Here is a 20237-nt window from a genome sequence, read left to right on the forward strand (position 1 = left end):
TTTTCTAATCGTTCCCGTTCTTTTCGACACCGTTCTTTTTCTTCTGTAACCTGGTCTTTACATTCACGATGTTCTTTCTCAAGCTTGGTTAATTGATCATCTAAACCTTTTTTCTCTTTCTCTAATTGTTCCCGTTCTTTTCGACACCGTTCTTTTTCTTCTGTAATTTGATCTTTACATTCACGATGTTCTTTCTCAAGCTTCGTTAATTGATCATCTAATTTATTTTTTTCTTTCTTACAATTTTCTAAATCATGATTAAGTTCATCTAATGACTCTTTATCACCTCGTATTCTTTCTCCTCCTCCTCTATCTCTTCCTTGTTCGAATAACCTTGTCCCAATAAGTGATTCTCTATCTAATCCTGATTCCTTTAACATCTTAGTTTACTCTTTAATTTCTATTTATAATTTTATAACTTAGCTCACCTTTTTCGCTATTAAATAAAAACAAATAAATTTGTTTTCCTACTTTTACAGCTAACTTTGAATCAATATCGAAAGTAGGAGCTACGTCTTCAGGTAATCTTAAAATTTCACAATTATTTTCTAATAAAGAATAAACGATGTATTCTTCATTTTCATTAAATAATTTATCTTTAAAAATATAAACATTATTGTCACATTGTACATAAATACTATTATTAACATTTATATTTTCAATATCGGGATGCAAAAAAGTATTTCTTGGCCAATGCATACGTTGCGTAGGATGGTACTGATGCACATTATTACAGGTATCTTTCAAATAAATAGTGTGTATTTCAACAAATGGTTGATCTTTATTTTCAATCCCACCGATATGGTAAATATTTTCGCCCAACAAACAAACCAAAGGTTTATTACGCGATTTATTTAAGCAAACCCAATGATTAGCAGTAATATTGTCAGTACAAAATAGTGTTGTTCTACATTCCTTACTAGTTTGTACTGCCGCTAAATAAGCACTACCATTAATAGCAAGCAAAGTAGCTTGCTCTATATGTCGACCGATGTGATCTTTGAAAGAAACATAATGCTTAACACTCCCTTCAAAATTAATAGCATCATGCTCAGCAATCCAAATATTACTTATCGTACCTTGAACATACCAATAAATTTTATTATCTTTACAAGAAAAGGAACTTGCTGAACAGACACCTTCATTAGGATATTTCAAGGAACTCCTATCATTTTTTCCCTTCTCATACAAATACCCCTTCATCTTTATTATAAAAGAGAATATAGATAAGATTCATTCCATCATAATGAGCACCAATAGCATCTAAAAAATCTATTTCAGGATAACGCGATCGCTCTCTAGATCGTCCCCCTCTACCCCCTCGAATATTATCTATGCGAGATGTTAACGCTATACTATCTAAACTAATAGTTGCTTTTTTGACTTTAGTAATCCAACTCTCAATTTCCCTTGTTTTTAAAGTAAGTCTTTTTTTATCCCCTTTATCTTGAGCTTGGCTCTTAAATTTTTTGTAATAATTTATTTTTTCTTCATTAGATACTGAAGAAGAAAAAATAATAGGTCCACTATACATGAGAGCATGTTTATTATCCCAAATTTTTTCGATATGGCTAATCGTATTCGGAACACGTGCCCGAGAACGTTCATTAATATTTATATTAATACTTTCATCTTTAAATTCTATTTTTTTCATAAAAATTATTCTTTATTTTTAATAGTTAATTGTTAAAGTTAAATCAATTTGTTTGGCATTTTCCAAAAGAAAAAAATCTTCTTGAGAATAAAAACCTAATAAGATCTCCTGATATTTTTCATTACCTAAAAATTTTTCATCAACCCAATAGATACCTATTGTTTTAACTAAAAACTTTTCTGGGTCTACAACATAAATATAAGATTTTATAACAAAGGAACTTTCACCTATCATTATTTGAGAAACTGGGTATTCAAATAACTTATTGCTAATAGATGATATATCTAATTTAGACTGGTAATCACTACCTAACACTGATTTTAAAAAGACACTTTTCGTACCTTTATTTTTTATTTCTATTAATTTATCTCGGCTAATATTTGGTATTACTAGATTTAAATTAATAGTTTTTACTTTTCCAGAAAATGATTTAATTTCATCCTTTTGCCCTTTACCCTCTTCTAAGTTTTTACTTTCATCATCATTTATATTTTTATTTACCTTTTCTTCTGGTTTACCTCTATCTCTACTCACTGTTTACTCCATTGATTGTTAATATAATTATATTAGTAACGGTTGTATTATACTTTTTATTTAATAATGAACTTATATAGTATACTTAGCTTAAATTAATTACTCATTATTTATAATATCTTTATTTAATTTTTTTAATTTTTCATACTCTAGACCAATTCTTTTTATTTCTAAATCTTTCTCTCCAATTTGTCGTTGAAGTTTAATATTCTCTTCATATAATCTATTTTTTTCGATAGTTAAGCTATCTAAATCTTTCTGTAAAAATCCTTGCTGTTCGCTTAATTCATTGACTTCAAGATTTTTTGCATTCAATTGTTTTTCTAATTTAGATTTTTCTAAAATTGCCGCATCATAATCCAAATTTATTTCCTTATGTTTCTTTTTCCATTTATCTTTTTCATCTTCTAATTCAGTAACTTCTATTTCTTTTTCTTGCAGTTGTTCCTTCAGATTATCTATCTGTGCTTCTTTTTCAATAAACTGCGCATTTTTACTATTCAGAATACCTGTAAGCTCTTTTATCTTATTATCTAAACGAGTTATTTCCTCATCAGAGGTTATTATACGACCTTGTAATTCTTCGTTCTCTTGTTGCAAACCTTTTAATTTGGCATTTAACTGGACTATTTCTTTTTCTAATTCTTCTTGTTTACCTTTTACTGAAATGAGTTCAACTTCCTTGCTTGTTAGATCTCTATTTAATATTGTATTTTCCTCTTCAAGACGTTGTTGATCTTTTTTAAAATTTTCTATCTGTCTGTTAAGGACTGCTTCTTTATCTATTAATTGCTGATTCAATACGGTTACTTCTTTTAGATTTATTGATAACTGATTCTTTTCTTCAGTTATCTTTTTTAACTCTTCTTTACCTTGATCTAATTCTTTCTCTAACTCAGATTTTTTTCCTTGGATAACCTTTAATTCAGACTCCTTTAAAATTAATTTATGTTCTAAATCATTTTTCTCTACACGTAAATCATCTCCTGATTTCTTACAAAGATCTAACTGGTTTTGCAACTTTTCCTTATCTTCTTGTAATTGTTTCTGTACTTTATTTAATTCTTTTATTCTCTGTTGTAAACTCTTATTTTCTGACTCTACCTTAACTAATTTAATCTGCAGTTCATTACACTCTGTTGTTAATTTACTTATAGATGCATCTAATTCATTTATTTTATTTTTATTCTGAGTTAAATCATTTTGCAATACTCTTCTTTCTTCTTCTAACTGTTGAATCTTTGTTTGATGATTACTAATTTCATTACGTAGATTTCTCTCTATTTCTTGTCCTTTATTTAACTGACTTTGTAAGTCTAATACTTGAGTATTTAAACTATCTTTTTCTTTTTGAAGGATCATCAACTGTGCCTGAAGTTCAGCTAATCGTTTATCAACTTCAGTCTTTTCAATCTGCAATTTTTGAAAATCTTGACGACCGATATCTACTTGTTCATTTAATTTTTGTTTTTCAACTTGTACTTTATCTAACTCTTTTTTCACATATTCAAGTTGATTATCGATATCCTCTTTATCTTTTTCTAATTTTGCTATTTGTAGATTTGCACTATTTAAGCTGGTTTTTAATTCATTCTTTTCTGTTTCAATTATTTTTAACTTATCCTCAGATTTAATAATTTTATTAGCTAAAGATTCTTTATCTTTTTGTAAATTATCTAACTCAAAATTCTTTTTTCTAACTCTATTGCTAAATTATTTTTTTCTTTTTTAATCTTTTCTAACTCTTTTCTAATCTCTTGAATTTGTACAACAACTTTTCCCTCTGTATCTTTATCGTTTTTATTATTTTTTTGTAATTCCTCTATTTTTTTAAGTAAGCTACTCTTATCAAATTCTAATTCCTTTATCAGAATTTTTAGCTCAGATAGTTCGTTACTTAATTTATCTTTTTGATTATTAACTATTTTTAATATTTCTTTTGATTTCGTCAAACCACGCTCTATTTCATCTTTTTCCTGATTTAGATTATCTAATAATAATTTTTGCTTTTTAATATCAACATCTAATTTTAAGTTTTCATTATTCTTATTCTTTAGATCTTTCTGTAATTCTTTTAGACGGTTTTGACTAATCTGCAACTAAAATTTTTGTCCAAAGCACCGCTATTTCATCTTTTCTGAATTAGATACTATATATTTGCTTTTATATCAACATCTAATTTAAGTTTCATATCTATCTTAGATCTTCTGTAATCTTTAGACGGTTTTGACTAATCTGCAACTCATTTTTTGAGCTTTCTAAATTTTTCTTACTTGATTCTAATCTTACTGATAAGTCTTGATTTTCTAATTTAACATGTGCTGTATTATTTTTTTCTTGTTGTATTTTATCTTCGAGCTCTTCATTATCTTTTTTTAAATTTTTTAACTTAATTTTTAATTGACGAATTGTGTTATTTAATTCATTAATACTAGTACTCTCTGCCAAATAATCCTCTGTCAACATAAAGTGCTTGTCATAACTTAAATCATTATTATTTAAAAATTCCATTTTTTATCTCTTATAATTTAATTACTAATATTTTTTTAAATTAATTTAATTTTTATCACTTATCAAGCAAAATCAATATATTTCAATATAAATTTAAATTTCATCTATAATAAGAAATGTGCTATACTCATGAAAAATTTTGACTATCGTGACCCAAAATTTAATTTATATCACACAACTAAAATTAGCTGCAGATTCATCTGGAATCTGCCACACACTCGTCTCACTAGTTCACTAGTGATTTATGCCTGTGTGACGTCTCCTACTATAACTTTATATAATACGTGTCCTACGTCGTTACCAACGCACGTCTATCACAGGCTATTGATTATGCATCGCTTATGCGAAGGCTATTCTTATCTCATCTTAATAACTTCTGTTCATTTTAATTCAATTTTATTTTTACATTATTCTAACTTCGCTTTGTCTTGTACTAACAGCTCTTTCTCAATACGAATTTCTTTTAACTGTTCTAAGATTTTATTTTTTTCTTCTTTTAAATCATTTTTTTCTTTTTCCAAAATTTTATTTTTTAAATAAAGTTCATGAAGATCTATTTCTTTCTCACCAATTTTTCGTTGAAGATTTATTTTTTCTTCATATATTTTTTCTTTTTCAACAGTTAAGTCATCTAAATCCCGTTGTAACTTATCTTTTTTTTCATGTAATTGATTAGCTTCACTATCTTTTATATCCAACTGTTTTTTAATTTAGTTTTTTCTAAAATTGCCATATCATAATCTGAGTTAATTTTCTTATACTTTTTCTTCCAACTAGTTTTTTCATCTTCTAATTCACTTATTTCATCCTCTTTATCTTCTAGTTGTCTATTCAGATTCTCTATATGTTCTTCTTTTTCAATACACTGCGCATCTTTACTATTTAAGTTAATTGTAAGTTCTTTTATTTTATTATCTAAGTGAGTTAGCTTCTCATCAGATATGACTATACGATTTTGTAATTCTTCATTATCTTGTTGTAAACCTTCTAATTTAGCATTCAACTGGACTGCTTCTTTTTCTAATTCTTCTTGTTTGCCTTTTAGTGCAATGAATTCAATTTCTTGATTCACTAGATTTTTATTTAATTCTGCTTTTTCTGCTTCAAGACGTTCTTGTTCGTTTTCAAAATTTTCTATCTGTCTGTTAAGAACTGCTTCTTTATCTATTAATTGCTGATTCAATACGGTTGCTTCTTTTAGATTTGTTGATAACTGGCTCTTTTCTTCAGTTATCTTTCTTAACTCTTCTTTACTTTTATCTAGTTCTTTCTCTAATACTGATATTTTTTCTTGAAGAGAATATAACTCAGATTTATTTAAAAAAATCATTTCCTGACTTCTTACAAATCTCTAACTGGTTTTGTAATTTTTCTTTATCTTCTTCTAATTGTTTTTGTGTTTTACTTAGTTCTTTTATTCTCTGTTGTAAATTCTTGTTTTCTGACTCTACTTTAACTAATTTAATCTGTAGCTCATTAGACTCTTTTGTTAACTTATTTATAGATTCATCTAATTCATTTGTTTTGTTTTTATTATGAATTAAATCATTTTGTAATCCTTTTCTTTCTTCTTCTAACTGTTGAATCTTTGTTTGATGATTACTAATTTCATTACGTAAAATTTTTTCTGTTTCTTGCTCTTTATTTAACTGACTTTGTAAATCTAATAACTGATTACTCAACTTATCTTTTTCTTTTTGAAGGATCATTAACTGCGCTTGAAGTTCTGCTAATCGTTTATCGACTCCTATTTTTTCAATCTGCAATTTTTGAAAATTTTCACGTCCTATATCTACTTGTTCACTTAATTTTTGTTTTTCAATTTGTGTTTTATGTAACTCTTTTTTCACATATTTAAGTTGCTGATCGATATTTTCTTTATCATTTTCTAATTTAGCTATCTGTAGATTTGAACTATTTAAGCTAGTTTTTAATTCCTCTTTTTCTCGCTCAATTTTTATTAACTCATCTGCAGATTTTGCAATTTGATCTATTAAAGATTCCTTATCTTTTTGTAAATTATCTAACTCAAACTTCTTTTTTTCCAACTCTATTGTTAAATTACTTTTTTCTTGTGTAATCTTTTCTAATTCTTTTTTTATTTCTTGAATTTGTATGACAACCTTTCCTTCTATATCTTTATCTTCTTTATTATTTTTTTCAATTCCTCTATTTTTTTAAGTAAGCTACTCTTATCAAATTCTAATTCTTTTACCAGAATTTTTATTTTAGACAGTTCATTACTTAATTTATCTTTTTGATCATTAACTGTTTTTAAATTTTCTTTTGCTTTCGTCAAATCAAGTTCTATTTCACATTTTTCTTTATTTAATTGACCTAATAATAAATTTTGTTTTTTAATATCAATATCTAATTTTAAATTTTCTTCATCTTTTTTCTTGAGATCTTTTGTAGTTCTTTTAGACGGTTTTGACTAACTTGCAACTCATTTTTTAATTTTTCTAAATTTTTCTTACTTATTTCTAGTCTTTCTGCTAGATCTTGATTTTCTAATTTAACATGTGCTGTATTATTTTTTTCTTGTTGTATTTTCTCTTCGAGTTCTTCATTATCTTTATTCAAATTTTTTAACTTAATTTTTAATTGACGAATTGTATTATTTAATTCATTAAAAATGGTACTCTCTACCAAATGATCCTCTGTCAACATAAAGTGCTTGTCATAACTTAAATCATTATTATTTAAAAAATTCCATTTTTTATTAAATCATTATTATTTAAAAAATTCCATTTTTTATCTCTTATAATTTAATTACTAATATTTTTTTAAATTAATTTAATTTTTATCACTTATCAAGCAAAATCAATATATCTTAATATAAATTTAAGTTTGATCTACCACGTCAATAATATATTTAAATAATATTTATGTTACTAATATATATTTATATGTGATTAATAATATTATCTTAAATTATATTTTGATTAATCATATAAATTATCCTAATTTAAGTTTTAAAGAACTATAAAAATATAACCTTAATTAATCTATTAAAGATATATTTACCTGGAGAGGGCATGCTAACTACTAACCCATTAATAAAACCATTCAATTTACTTATCATTTATTATTATTCTTAATGGTATAGGTTTTATTTCTGTTGTACACGCTGAAACAAACTCAATAAATTTAAATTTTAAAAGAAACTCTAAAATTTGTTACCCAGTATCACATAAAAATGTGACGATAGGATCAGACAGACTTTGCATTTCATATAAATCAAACAAAAATATACCTGCCTGCCTAGCTAAAAAAAATATCTGTTTAGGAAATAATATTAATTTACTAATAAATTTACTAAAAAAAAATTGTCAAAATAATGTTTATTATTTTGATTTTGGTTTAGGAAGAACTAACAATTACTTCGGATCTGAAATAAATCAAATAAAGAAAACACCTACTGTTGAAGGTCCAGATGGATTTACCCCTATATCAACTGAAAAAGGTAGTCTTTTTTTAATATCAGGTGGTTATATTTGGCGATTTAATTCACTATTATTTCCTACTGCAAGCGTAGGATTAGAATATAGTTATATGCCTGAAATATCTATTCGTGGAAATATCTATGATTTAAATGATAGAGATCAGCCTCCTGGATTCATCTACCAATATAATGTTAGTCATACCAGTCTTAGATTAATTGGAAAAATGAATTTATATTGCTGGAAATCATTTATGCCTTATGTTGAAATAGGTGTTGGTGGTTCATGGAATTATATGAATGAGTATAAAGAAAAAACAATGGAATTCCCTCGTATGATACCTACAACATTTCAAGACTCAAAAAAATTTGCTTTCAGTTATAGCGCAACTATCGGAATAGATTATCGAAGTAATCAAAATTTTATACTTAGCGTAGGCTATCGTTACGATAATTTTGGTTTAAATGAAACTGGATTAGCAATTGGTCAGTATAAAAATAATCATTTAAATGAAACTTTAAATTCTAATACCTTACTGCTTACAGGGCGTTACTTATTTTCATAAACATTACTTATAAAAAAATATCATATTACCTTAAAAATAATTTATAAAAAACAACCAGAATTAGAAAAAAATTAATCATATCGTCTCACAAAAAGAAAAATAAGTAGTATACAATAAAATAAAAGCAGTATTAGGATACGATAATAAAAGATAGTTATTTATAAATAATACCTCTACTACTACTAAAAAATAAAATCCTGTTTCGCTATAAAAAAGATAAGTGGAACGACAAAAAATCCATGCCAACAAACAGCAAAAATAAACTTAGGTTTATAAATCATACCGCATGAGCATTATCAAGTATTGATATAAAACTAAAATATCTATAATAGTAGCGTATAGGTGGTATGAGAAATGGCTTTTACAAAGCCATTTCTCATTATAAAAAGCCGTCAATTATGTCTATAAAATAAAACTGCTGAACAAAATATTGTGAATATTTAATTTAAAATAAGTAATTTATTGAGATTGATTAAAAATTTATTTTTGCTTAATTTATCACTAAATTTAGAAAAATCGCTGTCATACTGAGTATAATTAACTCATCACATGCAATGCACTACGAATTAATTCTTCTACGGAAAGATTATCCTTCTGGATTTGCTGAACAGCACGCGTCGCTTCTTGTGTTTTATAACCTAACGCCATAAGTGCCGCAATCGCGTCTTGTTGCAGGCGTTGCGCGGGCGACGTTAAGGTGTTTATTTGTGAAAATTGACCGGTACTGTCTTGCCATTGCGCTAAATGATCACGCATTTCAATCACAAGACGTTCTGCAGTTTTTTTACCAATACCCGGAATTTGCTGCAAAGCAACGATATTATGTTGTTCAATACAAGTAATGAACTCCATGGTTTCTATTTTTGACAAAATACCTAATGCCACTTTTGGCCCAATCCCATTTACTTTTAGCAACTGTATAAATAAAGCGCGCTCCTGCGGATCAAAAAAACCATACAGAGTATGGCTATCCTCACGAACAATAAAATGAATATACAAGAGTACTTCTTGCCCTACCTCGGGTAAATGATAAAAAGTAGGCATCGGCGCATACACTTCATAAGTTAACGCATTGAAAATCTCTACTAACAACCGAGGTGGTTGTTTTTCGACTAACTGGCCACGCAGTCGATGGATCATCGCATTCTCCCTCTTCGAAAACCGTGTTTTAAAGTAAATGACTTGAGTGCGCCATTATTGGGCAAAGAACGCGATTGTGCGTGACACAGCGCAATAGCTAACGCATCGGCTTCATCTTCCTGCGGAAGTTTTTCAAGCTTCAGTAATAGACGCACCATATGTTGAATTTGTTGTTTCGTAGCGGCACCATACCCGACCATCGATTGTTTTACTTGGCGAGCAGAATATTCATGGACGGCAAGTTCAGCCACCGCCGCTGCGACCAATGCCGCACCGCGCGCTTGCCCTAATTTTAACGCTGAGTTCGGATTAATATGAAAAAAAACTTGTTCTATCGCCGCTTCCGTCGGCGCATAGCACTGAATTATTTCCTGTAATTCAATAAATATTTTTTTTAAACGGGTCGCAAAAGGGCTGGTCGTTGGCAATTTTATGCAACCACTGGCGATACGGATGGATTCTGAGCGCTCATGACGAATAATACCATAGCCCATCAAACGAGAACCTGGATCAATGCCTAAAATAACAGTCATCTAGCGCTTCACCCTATTCCAATTGAAAACTTATGCGACGGATTATTCAGGTTATTCTAACCCGGTCGCCTAAGCAACTTTTAACTGAAAATAATGATCATCTTTAGGCTTGATTGGTGTAAACGGCTTGTACATCATCTAGATCTTCGAGCATATTCAGTAGGCGCTCGACTTTTTCTTGATCTTCTTGATTCAGTTCAACCTGGATACTGGCTATCCACGTCACTTCACTCTGTACAGGGTCGAGCTTTTCTTGTACGAAACGTTGATTTAACGTCGGTAACACGGTTTCAGAAGTCAAAATATCGGTACTTCCATCGGGATGATGGATCACATCTTCGGCACCGACTTCCAGAGCAATCTCAAGCACTTTTTCTTCGTTGATCCCGGGTGCAAAAGTGATCACACCTTTTTTACTAAACAAATAAGCCACAGAACCGGTAGTTCCTAAATTACCCCCACATTTTGTGAACGCATGACGAACTTCCGCAACGGTTCGATTGCGATTATCGGTTAATGTATCCACTAACACCGCTAAACCTTTCGGGCCATATCCTTCATAGCGTATTTCTTCCATTTGCTGACCATCTAACCCCCCGGCACCTCGTTTTATGGCGCGCTCAATGGTATCTTTGGTCATATTCGCTGCTAAACCTTTATCTACTGCCAAACGTAAGCGGGGATTGGTATTGATATCTCCACCCCCGATACGAGCGGCGACGTTAATTTCACGAATTAACTTCGTAAATAATTTACCTCGTTTGGCATCTTGTGCATTTTTCCGATGTTGAATATTTGCCCATTTACTGTGACCAGCCATATCTTACCTTTTTGCAATTTTTATCATTACACTCGTTTCATTTTTAATAACATTATTAAACCCTCACCTAGGTTACTATCGCCTTATTTTGCTCGTTTCCCGGCGCCTCGTGCTTTCTTTCTCCAAAAACAGTTTGATATTGCCATGCAATGACCAGGAAAAACCAGGGTAAAAGCCAAATTACTGCGATACCGAGGGTTAAAAATCCACCTAACATAAAAATCAGGATGGCGAGTAAGAATAAACGTAGATTACTCACCAACCGTGCATTGAGTGCCTTAAAGGCAACCCGCAAACTTGTTTTGATATCCGTTGTCCTTTTGTCAAAACTCAGTAATGCCGCAAAAGAAAAAAGTAAAATACAATATAAAAAGGCGAATACAAATAAGGTAATAAAAAATAGATAAATAATAAGCCACATAAAAAAATTAAACCACGTGGCAAGATAATGGGCACTGAATGTGTGCAAAAACACACTTGAAAAATCCAGACTCACTAATTGAATGCATGTAAGAGTGATCTTAATCACAAATAAAAACGAGCATCAGGCCAATTAAAGGCTTCCAACGATAACGAAACGCAAAAATATCCTTGGCTTTCACTGATTGATTACGCAGCCACTGAAGTGAACAATGCATTAAAGAGATCAGAAAAAGTGAATTAAGTGCCTCACCAAAAAAAAGACATAGCCACCCAACAACGAGATAACATAAAAAAAGAAACTGTAATAAATCACTATTGTGTATGAGCGCCTTGGTTAAAAAGGCTAATAATAAGAAAATAACGTAAGCCGTGCAGTGAATCAGCAATAAAGTCAAAAATCCTAAAATAAACGCCCCCCAAAAAGACGCTTTAAATCCATAGAGCTTGATCCATGCTTGTTCAAAAATAACACGGCTATCTAGCTTATACTGGCCTTGCATGCCTTGGCATAAATCTGACGGGAGGTGAGAAGTTGACATCGCTTAATTTGTCTGTTTTTTTTGAATTTGTAGGAATAACTCTTTGAGCTGTTCTGGACTCACGGCGCTGGGTGCCTGGGTTAACGGACAAGAAGCGGTTTGTGTTTTAGGAAACGCAATCACTTCACGAATAGAGCGCGCACCGGTCATCAACATCACTAAGCGATCCAAGCCAAAAGCAATCCCACCATGCGGCGGACAACCAAATTTGAGCGCTTCTAATAAAAAACCAAATTTTTCTTGTTGTTCTTGCTCTGATAGCTCAAATACGGCGGATTGTAAGGCGGCATCATGAATACGAATTGACCCGCCCCCAATTTCACAGCCATTCAATACCATGTCATAAGCACGCGACAAACACGCCCCAGGATGGGCTTGAAAAGTACTGACGTCACTAATTTGTGGCGCCGTAAACGGATGATGTAATGCCTGCCAACGTTGTGCTTTATCGTCAAACTCAAGTAAAGGAAAATCAACCACCCATAACGGATGAAAACCCGGTTGAACTTGATTTAAGTCGTGACCTATTTTTAAACGTAAAGCCCCTAAGGATTCACTGACTAGTTTAAAATCGCCCGCGCCGAAAAACAGAATATCGCCGGTTTGTGCTTGCACACGCTCTAAAATTGCCTCAATGACCGGCTCAGGAAGGAACTTAAGAATCGGTGATTGCAGACCCGCCAGACCACCTTGGGCACGATCCAAGACTTTAATATAGGCTAAACCTTTCGCACCATAGATAGCACAATGTGCCGTATAGTCATCAATCATTTTGCGGGTAAACTCGGCGCCAGAGGGAACCCGTAACAACGCAACCCGTCCTTTTTCATCGTTTGCCGGTGCCGAGAATACTTTAAACTCAACTTCTTTCACCAAATCAGCAATGTCCACCAATTCTAATGCAATACGTAAATCAGGCTTATCACTCCCATAACGCCGCATGGCTTCGGCATAACTCATTTTAGGAAAAGGCTGTGGAAGATCGACATTTAAAACGGTTTTAAATAACTGAACAATCAATGTTTCGGTAATCGCTTGGATTGTTTGTTCATCACAAAAAGAAAGCTCCATATCTAACTGGGTGAATTCAGGTTGACGATCGGCGCGCAGATCCTCATCGCGAAAACAACGGACCACTTGATAATAACGATCAAAACCTGCCATCATTAAAAGCTGCTTGAATAACTGTGGGGATTGCGGCAACGCATAAAATTCGCCCGGATGTACTCGACTCGGTACTAAATAATCTCGCGCGCCTTCTGGCGTTGCTTTGGTGAGAATCGGCGTTTCTAACTCTAAAAAACCCTGTTCTTCAAGAAAACGGCGGATAAACGCGACGACCTGGGTTCGTAACAAAAAACGAGCCTGCATTTCTGGACGACGTAGATCAAGATAACGATAACGCAGCGCCACTTCCTCACTGACTGGGGTATAGCCATCGATCGAAAAAGGAAGCGGTAACGCGCTATTATGAATCATTAAGTCCGTGGCATGTAATTCGACTTTTCCGCTCGTCAATTGTTTATTTTCAGTCCCTAAAGGCCGTAAAACAAGCGGGCCGGTGACGGTCATAACATATTCATTCCGCAAGCCTTCTGCCTGTGCAAAGAGCGCCGCTTGTTCAGGATTGAAAACCACTTGCAGCAAACCACTGCGGTCGCGTAAATCAATGAAAATAATTCCGCCATGGTCGCGGCGATGGTGCACCCAACCGCTGACACAAACTTTTTCATTCACTTGGTTCTCAGTGACCTGCCCGCAGTAATGTGTTCTTTTCATAGTAAAAATTCTAGTTAACTAAGAGGATTCGTCTGTTTTAGAGGCATCGCTTTTCGTTGCTGGCGAAGACGTATTGTCTGCACTTTTAGACACCGCCCCCTCTTTTTTGGCGGTTTCTTGCTTAGAAGTCTCCGTGCCTTTTGGGCTGGCTTCCGTCGATTTGGGCTTTTTAAAATCGGTAACATACCAGCCGGTTCCCTTCAAATGAAAGGAAGGGGCCGAAATTAACTTTTGTAACGTCGGTTTCTGACAAGAGGGGCATATCTCCAAGACTTTATCATTAAAACGCTGAATGGTATCAAAGTGATGGTGACATGCGGTGCATTGATACTCATAAATAGGCATAAAACCAATCTTCTCCTGATCGTTGAAAGCTAAGTATAAAGAAAAAAAATCAATTTTTTAACCACAGAGAGATAAAAAAAGTCCCCCATGGTAAGTGAGGGTTATTTTAATCGAGAGCGTATACTTTGACCAGTGATTTAAACAGGGTCTTACGATATTTTGATAACAGGTTTACTCATTTTATTAAGCAAGGGTTCACCAACAACTCTGGTGGGTGGTACATATTATCTCGATTTTGAGCAGTTTGTTTCCATTGAAAATTTTGCAATGTACGTTCAGGACTCAATTGTTCAGAGAAATTTTTTTCTATCGCCTGGACAGAAGACACCATCTTATTAAAAAAACAGCAGGATAGACTAAAACTGTTCTTTTTTTGAAAGACACCATTTGTTTTCTCATTGAGTTTTAGAAAATCTATGATGTCGTTATAGATTTTTTTCAATAAAATATAGATCTGCTGTAGAATATTTTTGTTATTTTCCGGGAATTCTGGTTGATCTTTAATTTGCTCATGTGTTCTATACAAATAATGTACAAGCTTTGCTAACTGCTCTGATGTGGATTTCAAAGTAATTTTGATAACACATCAATATGATTATCCTTATTGTCTTGTTTAACTTCCTGTTGCATTTCCTCTCTATACAATTTAATACGCTGAATAGCTTTTTCAAGTTCAAGACTTTTACTTTTTTCTACAAGTAAACTTAGCCCCAAAAGATATGCGTCTGTTATTTGGATTAGCTCAGCAATAGTGATAACAGCGCAATCTTGATCCACATTTAAATAGGTCTTTACTGCTTCAAAATCAAGGTACACCATATATATTTTTATTTTTTGTAAGTAAGTCAAGTTTATAATGTCACATATAATACACATATATTAAAAAAACACATCTAATAATTTTTTTATATATATTTAAAGTAGTATTTCTATAAATGGGGAAATTAGATTAACCGCCTGATTATTAACGCTTTTGAAACATAAAAACTGGAAAACCTGTGCATAAATCCGTATGATAAATCGCTGATTGTCGATTTTTATCTTAAAAACATTAAACCTCTATGCGTTGTAGCCAACTTTATTTCCCAACCTTAAAACAGCCCCCTTCCGAGGCCAAAGTCATTAGCCATCAACTTATGCTGCGTGCGGGGATGATTCGTGCGCTGGCTTCGGGTATTTATACCTGGCTTCCTTTAGGGCTCCGAGTCTTGCGGAAAACCGAAGCGATTGTTCGTGAAGAAATGAACCGAATGGGTGCACAAGAGATCTTAATGCCCAATTTACAACCGGCTGAACTCTGGCAAGAATCGCAACGTTGGGCGGCCTACGGTCCGGAATTATTACGCCTTGAGGATCGACATCATCGTCCATTTTGTTTGGGCCCCACCCATGAGGAAATCGTCACGCAGTTGTTACGCCAGGATGTCCAAAGCTATAAACAACTCCCTATCGTTTTGTATCAAATTCAAACCAAATTTCGCGATGAAATACGCCCTCGTTTCGGGGTTATGCGGGCACGCGAATTTTTGATGAAAGACGCCTATTCTTTTCATCGTGACAAGGCCTCTTTAGTTGAAACGTATCACCACATGCATGCGACTTACCAACGTATTTTCACGCGTCTTGGCTTGAATTTTCGTGCAGTGCTCGCAGATACTGGCAATATTGGAGGCAGTGCCTCACAAGAATTTCAAGTATTAGCACAAGTGGGTGAAGATACCATTTTCTATAGCGATAAAAGTGATTATGCTGCCAATGCAGAATTAGCGGAATATTTAAGTGCTCCTCCCGCCTCATCTGAAGCACAACATTCTCTCGAAAAATGCGCGACACCAGGACAAAAAACCATTGAAGCAGTCAGCACTTATCTCGCTGTTTCACCCATGCAATGCCTTAAGTTATTGGTCGTTGTCGGAAGCGATCCGAAAAAACCGTTAGTCGGTCTGATATTACGCGGAGATCATACCCTCAATCCGATCAAAGCTGAAAAGATCGCAGGGATTGCCCACCCTTTGCGCTTAGCCGAAGAAAGTGAAGTGGTTCAACAGCTTGGCGCACCGATCGGCTATCTTGGCCCCCTTGGTCTATCGATCCCGCTCATTGTTGATCGAGATGCGGCCGTGGTCACAAATTTTGTTTGTGGGGCCAATGAAGTCGATCAGCATTTCAAAAATGTGAACTGGCAGCGTGATTTACCCTTACCAGAACAAGCGGATTTACGATATGCCGTGGTCGGGGACCCCAGCCCAGATGGCCAAGGTCATTTACACATGGAACGCGGGATTGAAGTAGGCCATATTTTTCAATTAGGCACTAAATACAGCGTCGCAATGAATACCTTGATTCGTTTAGAAAATGGTCGAAGCGCGCCCTTAGAAATGGGCTGTTATGGGATTGGTATTTCACGGATTGTGGCGGCGGCAATTGAACAACATCATGATGAACGAGGAATCGTTTGGCCAGAAACGCTCGCCCCCTTTCAACTTGCGCTGGTTCCGATTGGTTATCATCGCAGTACGCTTGTTCAACAAGCCGCTGAGGCATTGTATCAACAATTGACTGAAGCCGGTTTCGAAGTGTTATTGGATGATCGAAAAGAAAGTCCTGGCTGTTTGTTTGCCGACATGGATCTCATCGGCATTCCACATCGCCTGCAAGCTGAATTAATCCCGTTCTTGAAACAGCAGCGGATACAAGCCTCGCCGGCGCACCTTACCCTATAAGTGAAAAGTACCATGTCTTATTGGTTAATGAAGTCAGAACCGAATTGTTTTAGTATTGATGACCTTGCGCAACGCCACACACCATGGGACGGCGTCCGTAATTATCAAGCACGTAATTTTTTGCGCGCGATGCAATACGGCGATCTCGCTTTTTTTATCACTCAAGTTGCGCGCATCCCGGCATTATGGGTCTTATGAAAATTGTCAAAACTGCCTACCCCGATGACACGGCGTTTGATCCAATGAATCCACATTACGATCCAAACAATACCCACCAACCACCGCGTTGGTTTTGTGTCGATGTCAAATTAATAGAAAAATGGTTTACGCCGATTTCCTTAGTCGATTTAAAAAAACAATCCAAATTAGCGAATATGACTTTACTCAAAAAAGGAAATCGGTTGTCGATTATGCCGGTCACCGAACAAGAATGGCAAACGATTCTCTCTTTACGCTAGTATCGATTTTCAAGCTGTATTAAAATTAAGGCTAAATACTGACAAGCGTTTTTGCGCTTTATTGAGTAAATAAAGCTATTTTACGTTCTGTACACGGCGAGTGTTTTACTAAAAACAAAAATAGGGGAAAGGATGACCACACGATGCAAAGAACTCACGCTCAAACAAATTCGCGAAAAGTTACTCATACAAGGTGCCGGTACACTTTCAGATTTGGAGTTATTGGCTGTATTTTTACAAACAGGCGTCCCTGGAAAAACTGCTCTCGATCTTAGCCAAGCCTTATTAAGTACCTTTGGTAGCCTTCGGAAAATCATGACAGCGGATATTCAAGAATTTACCGCTATCCTGGGTTTAGGCTTAACCAAGTATGTACAGTTGCAAGCTGCGTGGGAACTGACCCAGCGCTGTCTTGAAGAAAATCTTTATCATGGCCACGTGATGGAGAATCCTCAAACCGTACAACGTTATTTAAATGCTAAGCTACGGTTGTATCCCTTTGAGGTATTTAGTTGCCTTTTTCTCGATAATCAACATCAGCTGATTTCATTTAAAGAGCTCTTTTATGGAAGTATTAATGAAGCACCGATTTACCCCCGTGAATTACTCCGTTATGTCTATCAAACCAATGCGGCCGCGGTGATTCTAGCGCATAATCATCCCTCCGGAGTAGCCAAACCAAGCGAAGCCGATAAACGGATTACCCAGCAAATTAAAGTACTTTTGTCCGCCATTGGCGTACGTTTACTGGACCATATTATTATCGGGGCGGGACAATTTACTTCATTTGTCCACCAGGGGCTGCTCTAGATCCTTTGACAAATCTGTCGCATTTTGGTATAAAGCATCCCTATTTTTGAATTAAATCATTCATTTTGGAGGCTAATGTGGCCAGGGTATGTGAAGTCACGGGGAAAAACCCGATGGTGGGCAACAATGTGTCCCACTCGAACCGAAAAACAAAACGCCGTTTTTTACCAAATCTACAAACTCATCGCCTGTGGGTCGCCTCTGAGAAACGATTTGTGAAACTTCGTGTCAGCGCACATGGTTTACGTATCATTGAAAAAAGAGGTATTGACGCGGTGCTTGCAAAATTGCGTCTTGCGAATAAAACGTCTAAGTAGTGGATTTTTAATTATGCGTATTAAAATTAAGTTACAGTCCAAAGCAAGTGCCTACTTTTATACCACTTATAAAAGTAAAGAAAAGAAACCCGGCAAACTTAGCTTCAGAAAATATGATCCGATTACGAGAAAGCATGAGTTATTTGAAGAAAGTAAAATAAAATAACACTTATTTTTTACCTCTTACTTAAAACAGCGCCAAAAGGCGCTGTTTTTTTTATGGGTATTGATTCATCTTTTTATTGTCGCGTGTGTATGAAGATAGTCATACAGTAATGCACCATATGTCCAAGTTATCTGATGTTTATTAATTTCTTTTTTAATGAAGATGGAATGGTTCTTTAATTGATAGGGATTGAAGAGTAATACCTTAATGGCGCTGGCCTCGACACAATTATAGGGTAAATAATCTGGTTTTATTTTTTCGCGATAATCTTCTTCTAAACTTTCCCAAGACTTATAACAAATATTCTTAATGGCCGCATTGATGTTTTTTTTCAGAAACAGGATTCTCGACATTTAAAAAATGAAGTGAGCCATAAAAAGCACCATAAGCGATAAATGATATATTTTCAGGGTAAGCAATTGTCGTATTAATGGGATAGGATTGAATAACATTATTTAAATACGTGATCATTTTCTTGTATATTCTTATCCTTCAAAATATAATTTGCCTTGAAGCATTCCCCATATCGAGACTACCGACGGTCGGTAAATTCTACTGAAGCGTTCCCTGAGGATAATTGACCGCTAACCAACCATAAAGCCCCTCTTTTTCCCCAGAAATAGTTTCTATTTTACTGAGGGAAAAAGGATAGTTTTTTCAAAAACTAATCGTATTACTAAGCAATGCAGCAGAATATAGAAAAAAATAAAAATTTAAGGTACGTTGACTTCGCTAAACTTTCAAAGTAAAAAATTCTTACTAAAAAAATATTTTTTCATTAAGCCGCTATTCACTCCGATCTTTACTCAAAACTAAAAATAACGATATGGATTATGTTGCGCTATACACAATCTATTTTCAATCAAGATATTTTTATCTATTTACTTTAAAAAATATCTTGTATATGTTTTAATGTATAAGTAAATTATTCATTAATCTACTAGGTGGTATCAGGGAATGAAAACTTTATTTGTTTGTCACAGTGTGGGAGACACCAATGCTGCGATAAAAGTCGCCAAAGAATTACTAAAAAACGTACAAAATGAAGTATTCTTTTTAGCAATTCATCCAACTGCGCAAAAACGTTTAGCGAATTCACTGGCTTTGCTGGACCAAGAGCGCATACATATTACAAGCATCGATGAACTTTTTGAGTCCTCTATCCAAGAAATATCTAACTCTCAGTTAAACAAGCAAGTGATACAATATGTTGATAATCATCAAATTCAAAATGCGTTAGTCGGCACCCCTTCACAGACTACAGAAACACGTTCTTTTGATATTGCACAAATATTTCTCGAACCAACATGTCTTTATCTATAATGACTATTTATTTGAAGAAAAAGCGCATGCCTATTGGACGATACTCAATAAAGATTCTTCTTGGCAAAAACAAATTCACTGGCTCGTCCCTTTACAGACTGTTCACCAAAAAATAAACTGAAAAAAATAGTGAATTAACCGTCAGTGAGGTAGG

28 protein-coding genes and 2 pseudogenes are annotated in these 20237 nt (G+C 33.9%); 7 read left to right on the forward strand and 23 right to left on the reverse strand.

Annotated elements, in window-relative coordinates; genetic code table 11:
• The 12 genes from S3O_RS0105555 to S3O_RS0105610 all read right to left on the reverse strand — a co-directional run.
• The coding region (locus tag S3O_RS0105555; RefSeq protein ID WP_010598080.1) for a hypothetical protein at positions 1-380 on the reverse strand (380 nt) is incomplete at its 3' end.
• Between the two features lie 13 nt (positions 381-393).
• The gene (locus S3O_RS0105560; protein ID WP_010598081.1) at positions 394-1158 is read right to left on the reverse strand and encodes a hypothetical protein; all 765 of its coding nucleotides are present in this window, start codon (positions 1156-1158) and stop codon (positions 394-396) included.
• Between the two features lie 25 nt (positions 1159-1183).
• Positions 1184-1654, reverse strand: a complete 471-nt coding sequence (locus S3O_RS0105565; protein WP_010598082.1) for a hypothetical protein — start codon at positions 1652-1654, stop codon at positions 1184-1186.
• Positions 1655-1672: 18 nt separating this feature from the next.
• Positions 1673-2188 (reverse strand): hypothetical protein, encoded by a 516-nt coding sequence (locus tag S3O_RS0105570; RefSeq protein WP_010598083.1) that lies wholly within the window; start codon positions 2186-2188, stop codon positions 1673-1675.
• A 99-nt stretch (positions 2189-2287) separates the two neighbouring features.
• Positions 2288-3691: a hypothetical protein gene (locus S3O_RS0105575; protein ID WP_010598084.1), complete on the reverse strand. Its 1404-nt coding sequence runs from the start codon at positions 3689-3691 to the stop codon at positions 2288-2290.
• Positions 3692-3864: 173 nt separating this feature from the next.
• On the reverse strand, positions 3865-4287 hold the full coding sequence (locus tag S3O_RS0105580; RefSeq protein ID WP_010598085.1) for a hypothetical protein: 423 nt from the start codon (positions 4285-4287) through the stop codon (positions 3865-3867).
• A 94-nt stretch (positions 4288-4381) separates the two neighbouring features.
• Entirely contained in the window at positions 4382-4699 is a 318-nt protein-coding gene (locus tag S3O_RS0105585) for a hypothetical protein (RefSeq protein WP_010598086.1), read from the reverse strand.
• Between the two features lie 407 nt (positions 4700-5106).
• Positions 5107-5397 (reverse strand): hypothetical protein, encoded by a 291-nt coding sequence (locus S3O_RS0105590; RefSeq protein WP_010598087.1) that lies wholly within the window; start codon positions 5395-5397, stop codon positions 5107-5109.
• On the reverse strand, positions 5388-6029 hold the full coding sequence (locus S3O_RS0105595; protein ID WP_010598088.1) for a hypothetical protein: 642 nt from the start codon (positions 6027-6029) through the stop codon (positions 5388-5390). The genes S3O_RS0105590 and S3O_RS0105595 overlap by 10 nt, the downstream gene beginning before the upstream one ends.
• Positions 6013-6747 (reverse strand): coiled-coil domain-containing protein, encoded by a 735-nt coding sequence (locus S3O_RS0105600; protein ID WP_010598089.1) that lies wholly within the window; start codon positions 6745-6747, stop codon positions 6013-6015. Before S3O_RS0105600 ends, S3O_RS0105595 begins: the two co-directional genes overlap by 17 nt.
• 83 nt (positions 6748-6830) lie before the next feature.
• On the reverse strand, positions 6831-6998 hold the full coding sequence (locus tag S3O_RS17305; protein ID WP_156792780.1) for a hypothetical protein: 168 nt from the start codon (positions 6996-6998) through the stop codon (positions 6831-6833).
• Between the two features lie 77 nt (positions 6999-7075).
• Positions 7076-7369, reverse strand: coding sequence for a hypothetical protein (locus S3O_RS0105610; protein ID WP_010598090.1), 294 nt, complete (start codon positions 7367-7369; stop codon positions 7076-7078).
• 531 nt (positions 7370-7900) lie between these two features.
• Between S3O_RS0105610 and S3O_RS0105615 the strand changes: the two genes are divergently transcribed.
• Positions 7901-8707, forward strand: coding sequence for an outer membrane protein (locus S3O_RS0105615; protein ID WP_010598091.1), 807 nt, complete (start codon positions 7901-7903; stop codon positions 8705-8707).
• 537 nt (positions 8708-9244) lie between these two features.
• Here S3O_RS0105615 and ruvA read toward each other — a convergent pair.
• The 9 genes from ruvA to S3O_RS0105660 form a co-directional block, all read right to left on the reverse strand.
• Entirely contained in the window at positions 9245-9847 is a 603-nt protein-coding gene (ruvA, locus tag S3O_RS0105620; RefSeq protein ID WP_010598092.1) for a Holliday junction branch migration protein RuvA, read from the reverse strand.
• On the reverse strand, positions 9844-10380 hold the full coding sequence (gene ruvC, locus S3O_RS0105625; RefSeq protein WP_010598093.1) for a crossover junction endodeoxyribonuclease RuvC: 537 nt from the start codon (positions 10378-10380) through the stop codon (positions 9844-9846). Before ruvC ends, ruvA begins: the two co-directional genes overlap by 4 nt.
• 103 nt (positions 10381-10483) lie before the next feature.
• A complete protein-coding gene (locus tag S3O_RS0105630; protein WP_010598094.1) occupies positions 10484-11200 on the reverse strand; it encodes a YebC/PmpR family DNA-binding transcriptional regulator in 717 nt (238 codons plus the stop codon).
• Positions 11201-11267: 67 nt separating this feature from the next.
• Complete coding sequence (locus S3O_RS0105635) at positions 11268-11669, reverse strand: hypothetical protein (protein ID WP_156792781.1); 402 nt, start codon at positions 11667-11669, stop codon at positions 11268-11270.
• A gap of 52 nt (positions 11670-11721) precedes the next feature.
• Positions 11722-12162, reverse strand: coding sequence for a hypothetical protein (locus S3O_RS0105640; RefSeq protein WP_010598096.1), 441 nt, complete (start codon positions 12160-12162; stop codon positions 11722-11724).
• A gap of 3 nt (positions 12163-12165) precedes the next feature.
• Entirely contained in the window at positions 12166-13941 is a 1776-nt protein-coding gene (aspS, locus tag S3O_RS0105645; RefSeq protein ID WP_029463675.1) for an aspartate--tRNA ligase, read from the reverse strand.
• Between the two features lie 18 nt (positions 13942-13959).
• Positions 13960-14286, reverse strand: coding sequence for an FmdB family zinc ribbon protein (locus S3O_RS0105650; RefSeq protein WP_010598098.1), 327 nt, complete (start codon positions 14284-14286; stop codon positions 13960-13962).
• Positions 14287-14461: 175 nt separating this feature from the next.
• Entirely contained in the window at positions 14462-14854 is a 393-nt protein-coding gene (locus tag S3O_RS0105655; RefSeq protein WP_010598099.1) for a hypothetical protein, read from the reverse strand.
• On the reverse strand, positions 14851-15135 hold the full coding sequence (locus tag S3O_RS0105660) for a hypothetical protein (RefSeq protein ID WP_156792782.1): 285 nt from the start codon (positions 15133-15135) through the stop codon (positions 14851-14853). Before S3O_RS0105660 ends, S3O_RS0105655 begins: the two co-directional genes overlap by 4 nt.
• A 212-nt stretch (positions 15136-15347) precedes the next feature.
• On the opposite strand from S3O_RS0105660, the gene S3O_RS0105665 reads away from it, so the two are divergent.
• The 5 genes and pseudogenes from S3O_RS0105665 (at position 15348) to rpmG (ending at position 18760) form a co-directional block, all read left to right on the forward strand.
• Positions 15348-17009 carry a proline--tRNA ligase gene (locus S3O_RS0105665; protein WP_010598101.1) on the forward strand — a complete coding sequence of 554 codons (1662 nt, stop codon included), beginning with the start codon at positions 15348-15350 and terminating at the stop codon, positions 17007-17009.
• 27 nt (positions 17010-17036) lie between these two features.
• Positions 17037-17467 (forward strand): annotated as a pseudogene (locus S3O_RS13975) (EVE domain-containing protein).
• Between the two features lie 132 nt (positions 17468-17599).
• Positions 17600-18277 carry a RadC family protein gene (gene radC, locus S3O_RS0105675; protein WP_010598104.1) on the forward strand — a complete coding sequence of 226 codons (678 nt, stop codon included), beginning with the start codon at positions 17600-17602 and terminating at the stop codon, positions 18275-18277.
• 77 nt (positions 18278-18354) lie between these two features.
• Positions 18355-18594, forward strand: a complete 240-nt coding sequence (gene rpmB / locus S3O_RS0105680; RefSeq protein ID WP_010598105.1) for a 50S ribosomal protein L28 — start codon at positions 18355-18357, stop codon at positions 18592-18594.
• A 13-nt stretch (positions 18595-18607) separates the two neighbouring features.
• The gene (rpmG, locus tag S3O_RS0105685; protein ID WP_010598106.1) at positions 18608-18760 is read left to right on the forward strand and encodes a 50S ribosomal protein L33; all 153 of its coding nucleotides are present in this window, start codon (positions 18608-18610) and stop codon (positions 18758-18760) included.
• 65 nt (positions 18761-18825) lie between these two features.
• Here rpmG and S3O_RS17310 read toward each other — a convergent pair whose 3' ends face one another.
• Positions 18826-19113, reverse strand: a complete 288-nt coding sequence (locus S3O_RS17310; protein WP_156792783.1) for an acetate and sugar kinases/Hsc70/actin family protein — start codon at positions 19111-19113, stop codon at positions 18826-18828.
• A 199-nt stretch (positions 19114-19312) separates the two neighbouring features.
• Positions 19313-19402, reverse strand: a pseudogene (locus tag S3O_RS19630) (hypothetical protein); the annotation flags it as partial.
• 315 nt (positions 19403-19717) lie between these two features.
• On the opposite strand from S3O_RS19630, the gene S3O_RS0105695 reads away from it, so the two are divergent.
• Complete coding sequence (locus S3O_RS0105695) at positions 19718-20083, forward strand: hypothetical protein (protein WP_010598107.1); 366 nt, start codon at positions 19718-19720, stop codon at positions 20081-20083.
• Positions 20084-20237 lie beyond the last annotated feature (154 nt).

Source organism: Rickettsiella massiliensis 20B (assembly GCF_000257395.1).
GTDB lineage: Bacteria > Pseudomonadota > Gammaproteobacteria > Diplorickettsiales > Diplorickettsiaceae > Diplorickettsia > Diplorickettsia massiliensis.

What these genes read in the sequence shown, in the direction of transcription:
- S3O_RS0105585 (WP_010598086.1), bottom strand. Translation starts at nt 4,699, where the DNA reads ATGGAATTTTTAAATAATAATGATTTAAGTTATGACAAGCACTTTATG.
- S3O_RS0105665 (WP_010598101.1), top strand. Translation starts at nt 15,348, where the DNA reads ATGCGTTGTAGCCAACTTTATTTCCCAACCTTAAAACAGCCCCCTTCC.
- aspS (WP_029463675.1), bottom strand. Translation starts at nt 13,941, where the DNA reads ATGAAAAGAACACATTACTGCGGGCAGGTCACTGAGAACCAAGTGAAT.
- S3O_RS0105595 (WP_010598088.1), bottom strand. Translation starts at nt 6,029, where the DNA reads ATGATTTTTTTAAATAAATCTGAGTTATATTCTCTTCAAGAAAAAATA.
- radC (WP_010598104.1), top strand. Translation starts at nt 17,600, where the DNA reads ATGACCACACGATGCAAAGAACTCACGCTCAAACAAATTCGCGAAAAG.
- S3O_RS0105565 (WP_010598082.1), bottom strand. Translation starts at nt 1,654, where the DNA reads ATGAAAAAAATAGAATTTAAAGATGAAAGTATTAATATAAATATTAAT.
- S3O_RS0105610 (WP_010598090.1), bottom strand. Translation starts at nt 7,369, where the DNA reads ATGTTGACAGAGGATCATTTGGTAGAGAGTACCATTTTTAATGAATTA.
- S3O_RS0105695 (WP_010598107.1), top strand. Translation starts at nt 19,718, where the DNA reads ATGAAAACTTTATTTGTTTGTCACAGTGTGGGAGACACCAATGCTGCG.
- ruvA (WP_010598092.1), bottom strand. Translation starts at nt 9,847, where the DNA reads ATGATCCATCGACTGCGTGGCCAGTTAGTCGAAAAACAACCACCTCGG.
- S3O_RS0105640 (WP_010598096.1), bottom strand. Translation starts at nt 12,162, where the DNA reads ATGTCAACTTCTCACCTCCCGTCAGATTTATGCCAAGGCATGCAAGGC.
- S3O_RS17310 (WP_156792783.1), bottom strand. Translation starts at nt 19,113, where the DNA reads ATGTCGAGAATCCTGTTTCTGAAAAAAAACATCAATGCGGCCATTAAG.
- S3O_RS0105630 (WP_010598094.1), bottom strand. Translation starts at nt 11,200, where the DNA reads ATGGCTGGTCACAGTAAATGGGCAAATATTCAACATCGGAAAAATGCA.
- S3O_RS0105650 (WP_010598098.1), bottom strand. Translation starts at nt 14,286, where the DNA reads ATGCCTATTTATGAGTATCAATGCACCGCATGTCACCATCACTTTGAT.
- ruvC (WP_010598093.1), bottom strand. Translation starts at nt 10,380, where the DNA reads ATGACTGTTATTTTAGGCATTGATCCAGGTTCTCGTTTGATGGGCTAT.
- rpmG (WP_010598106.1), top strand. Translation starts at nt 18,608, where the DNA reads ATGCGTATTAAAATTAAGTTACAGTCCAAAGCAAGTGCCTACTTTTAT.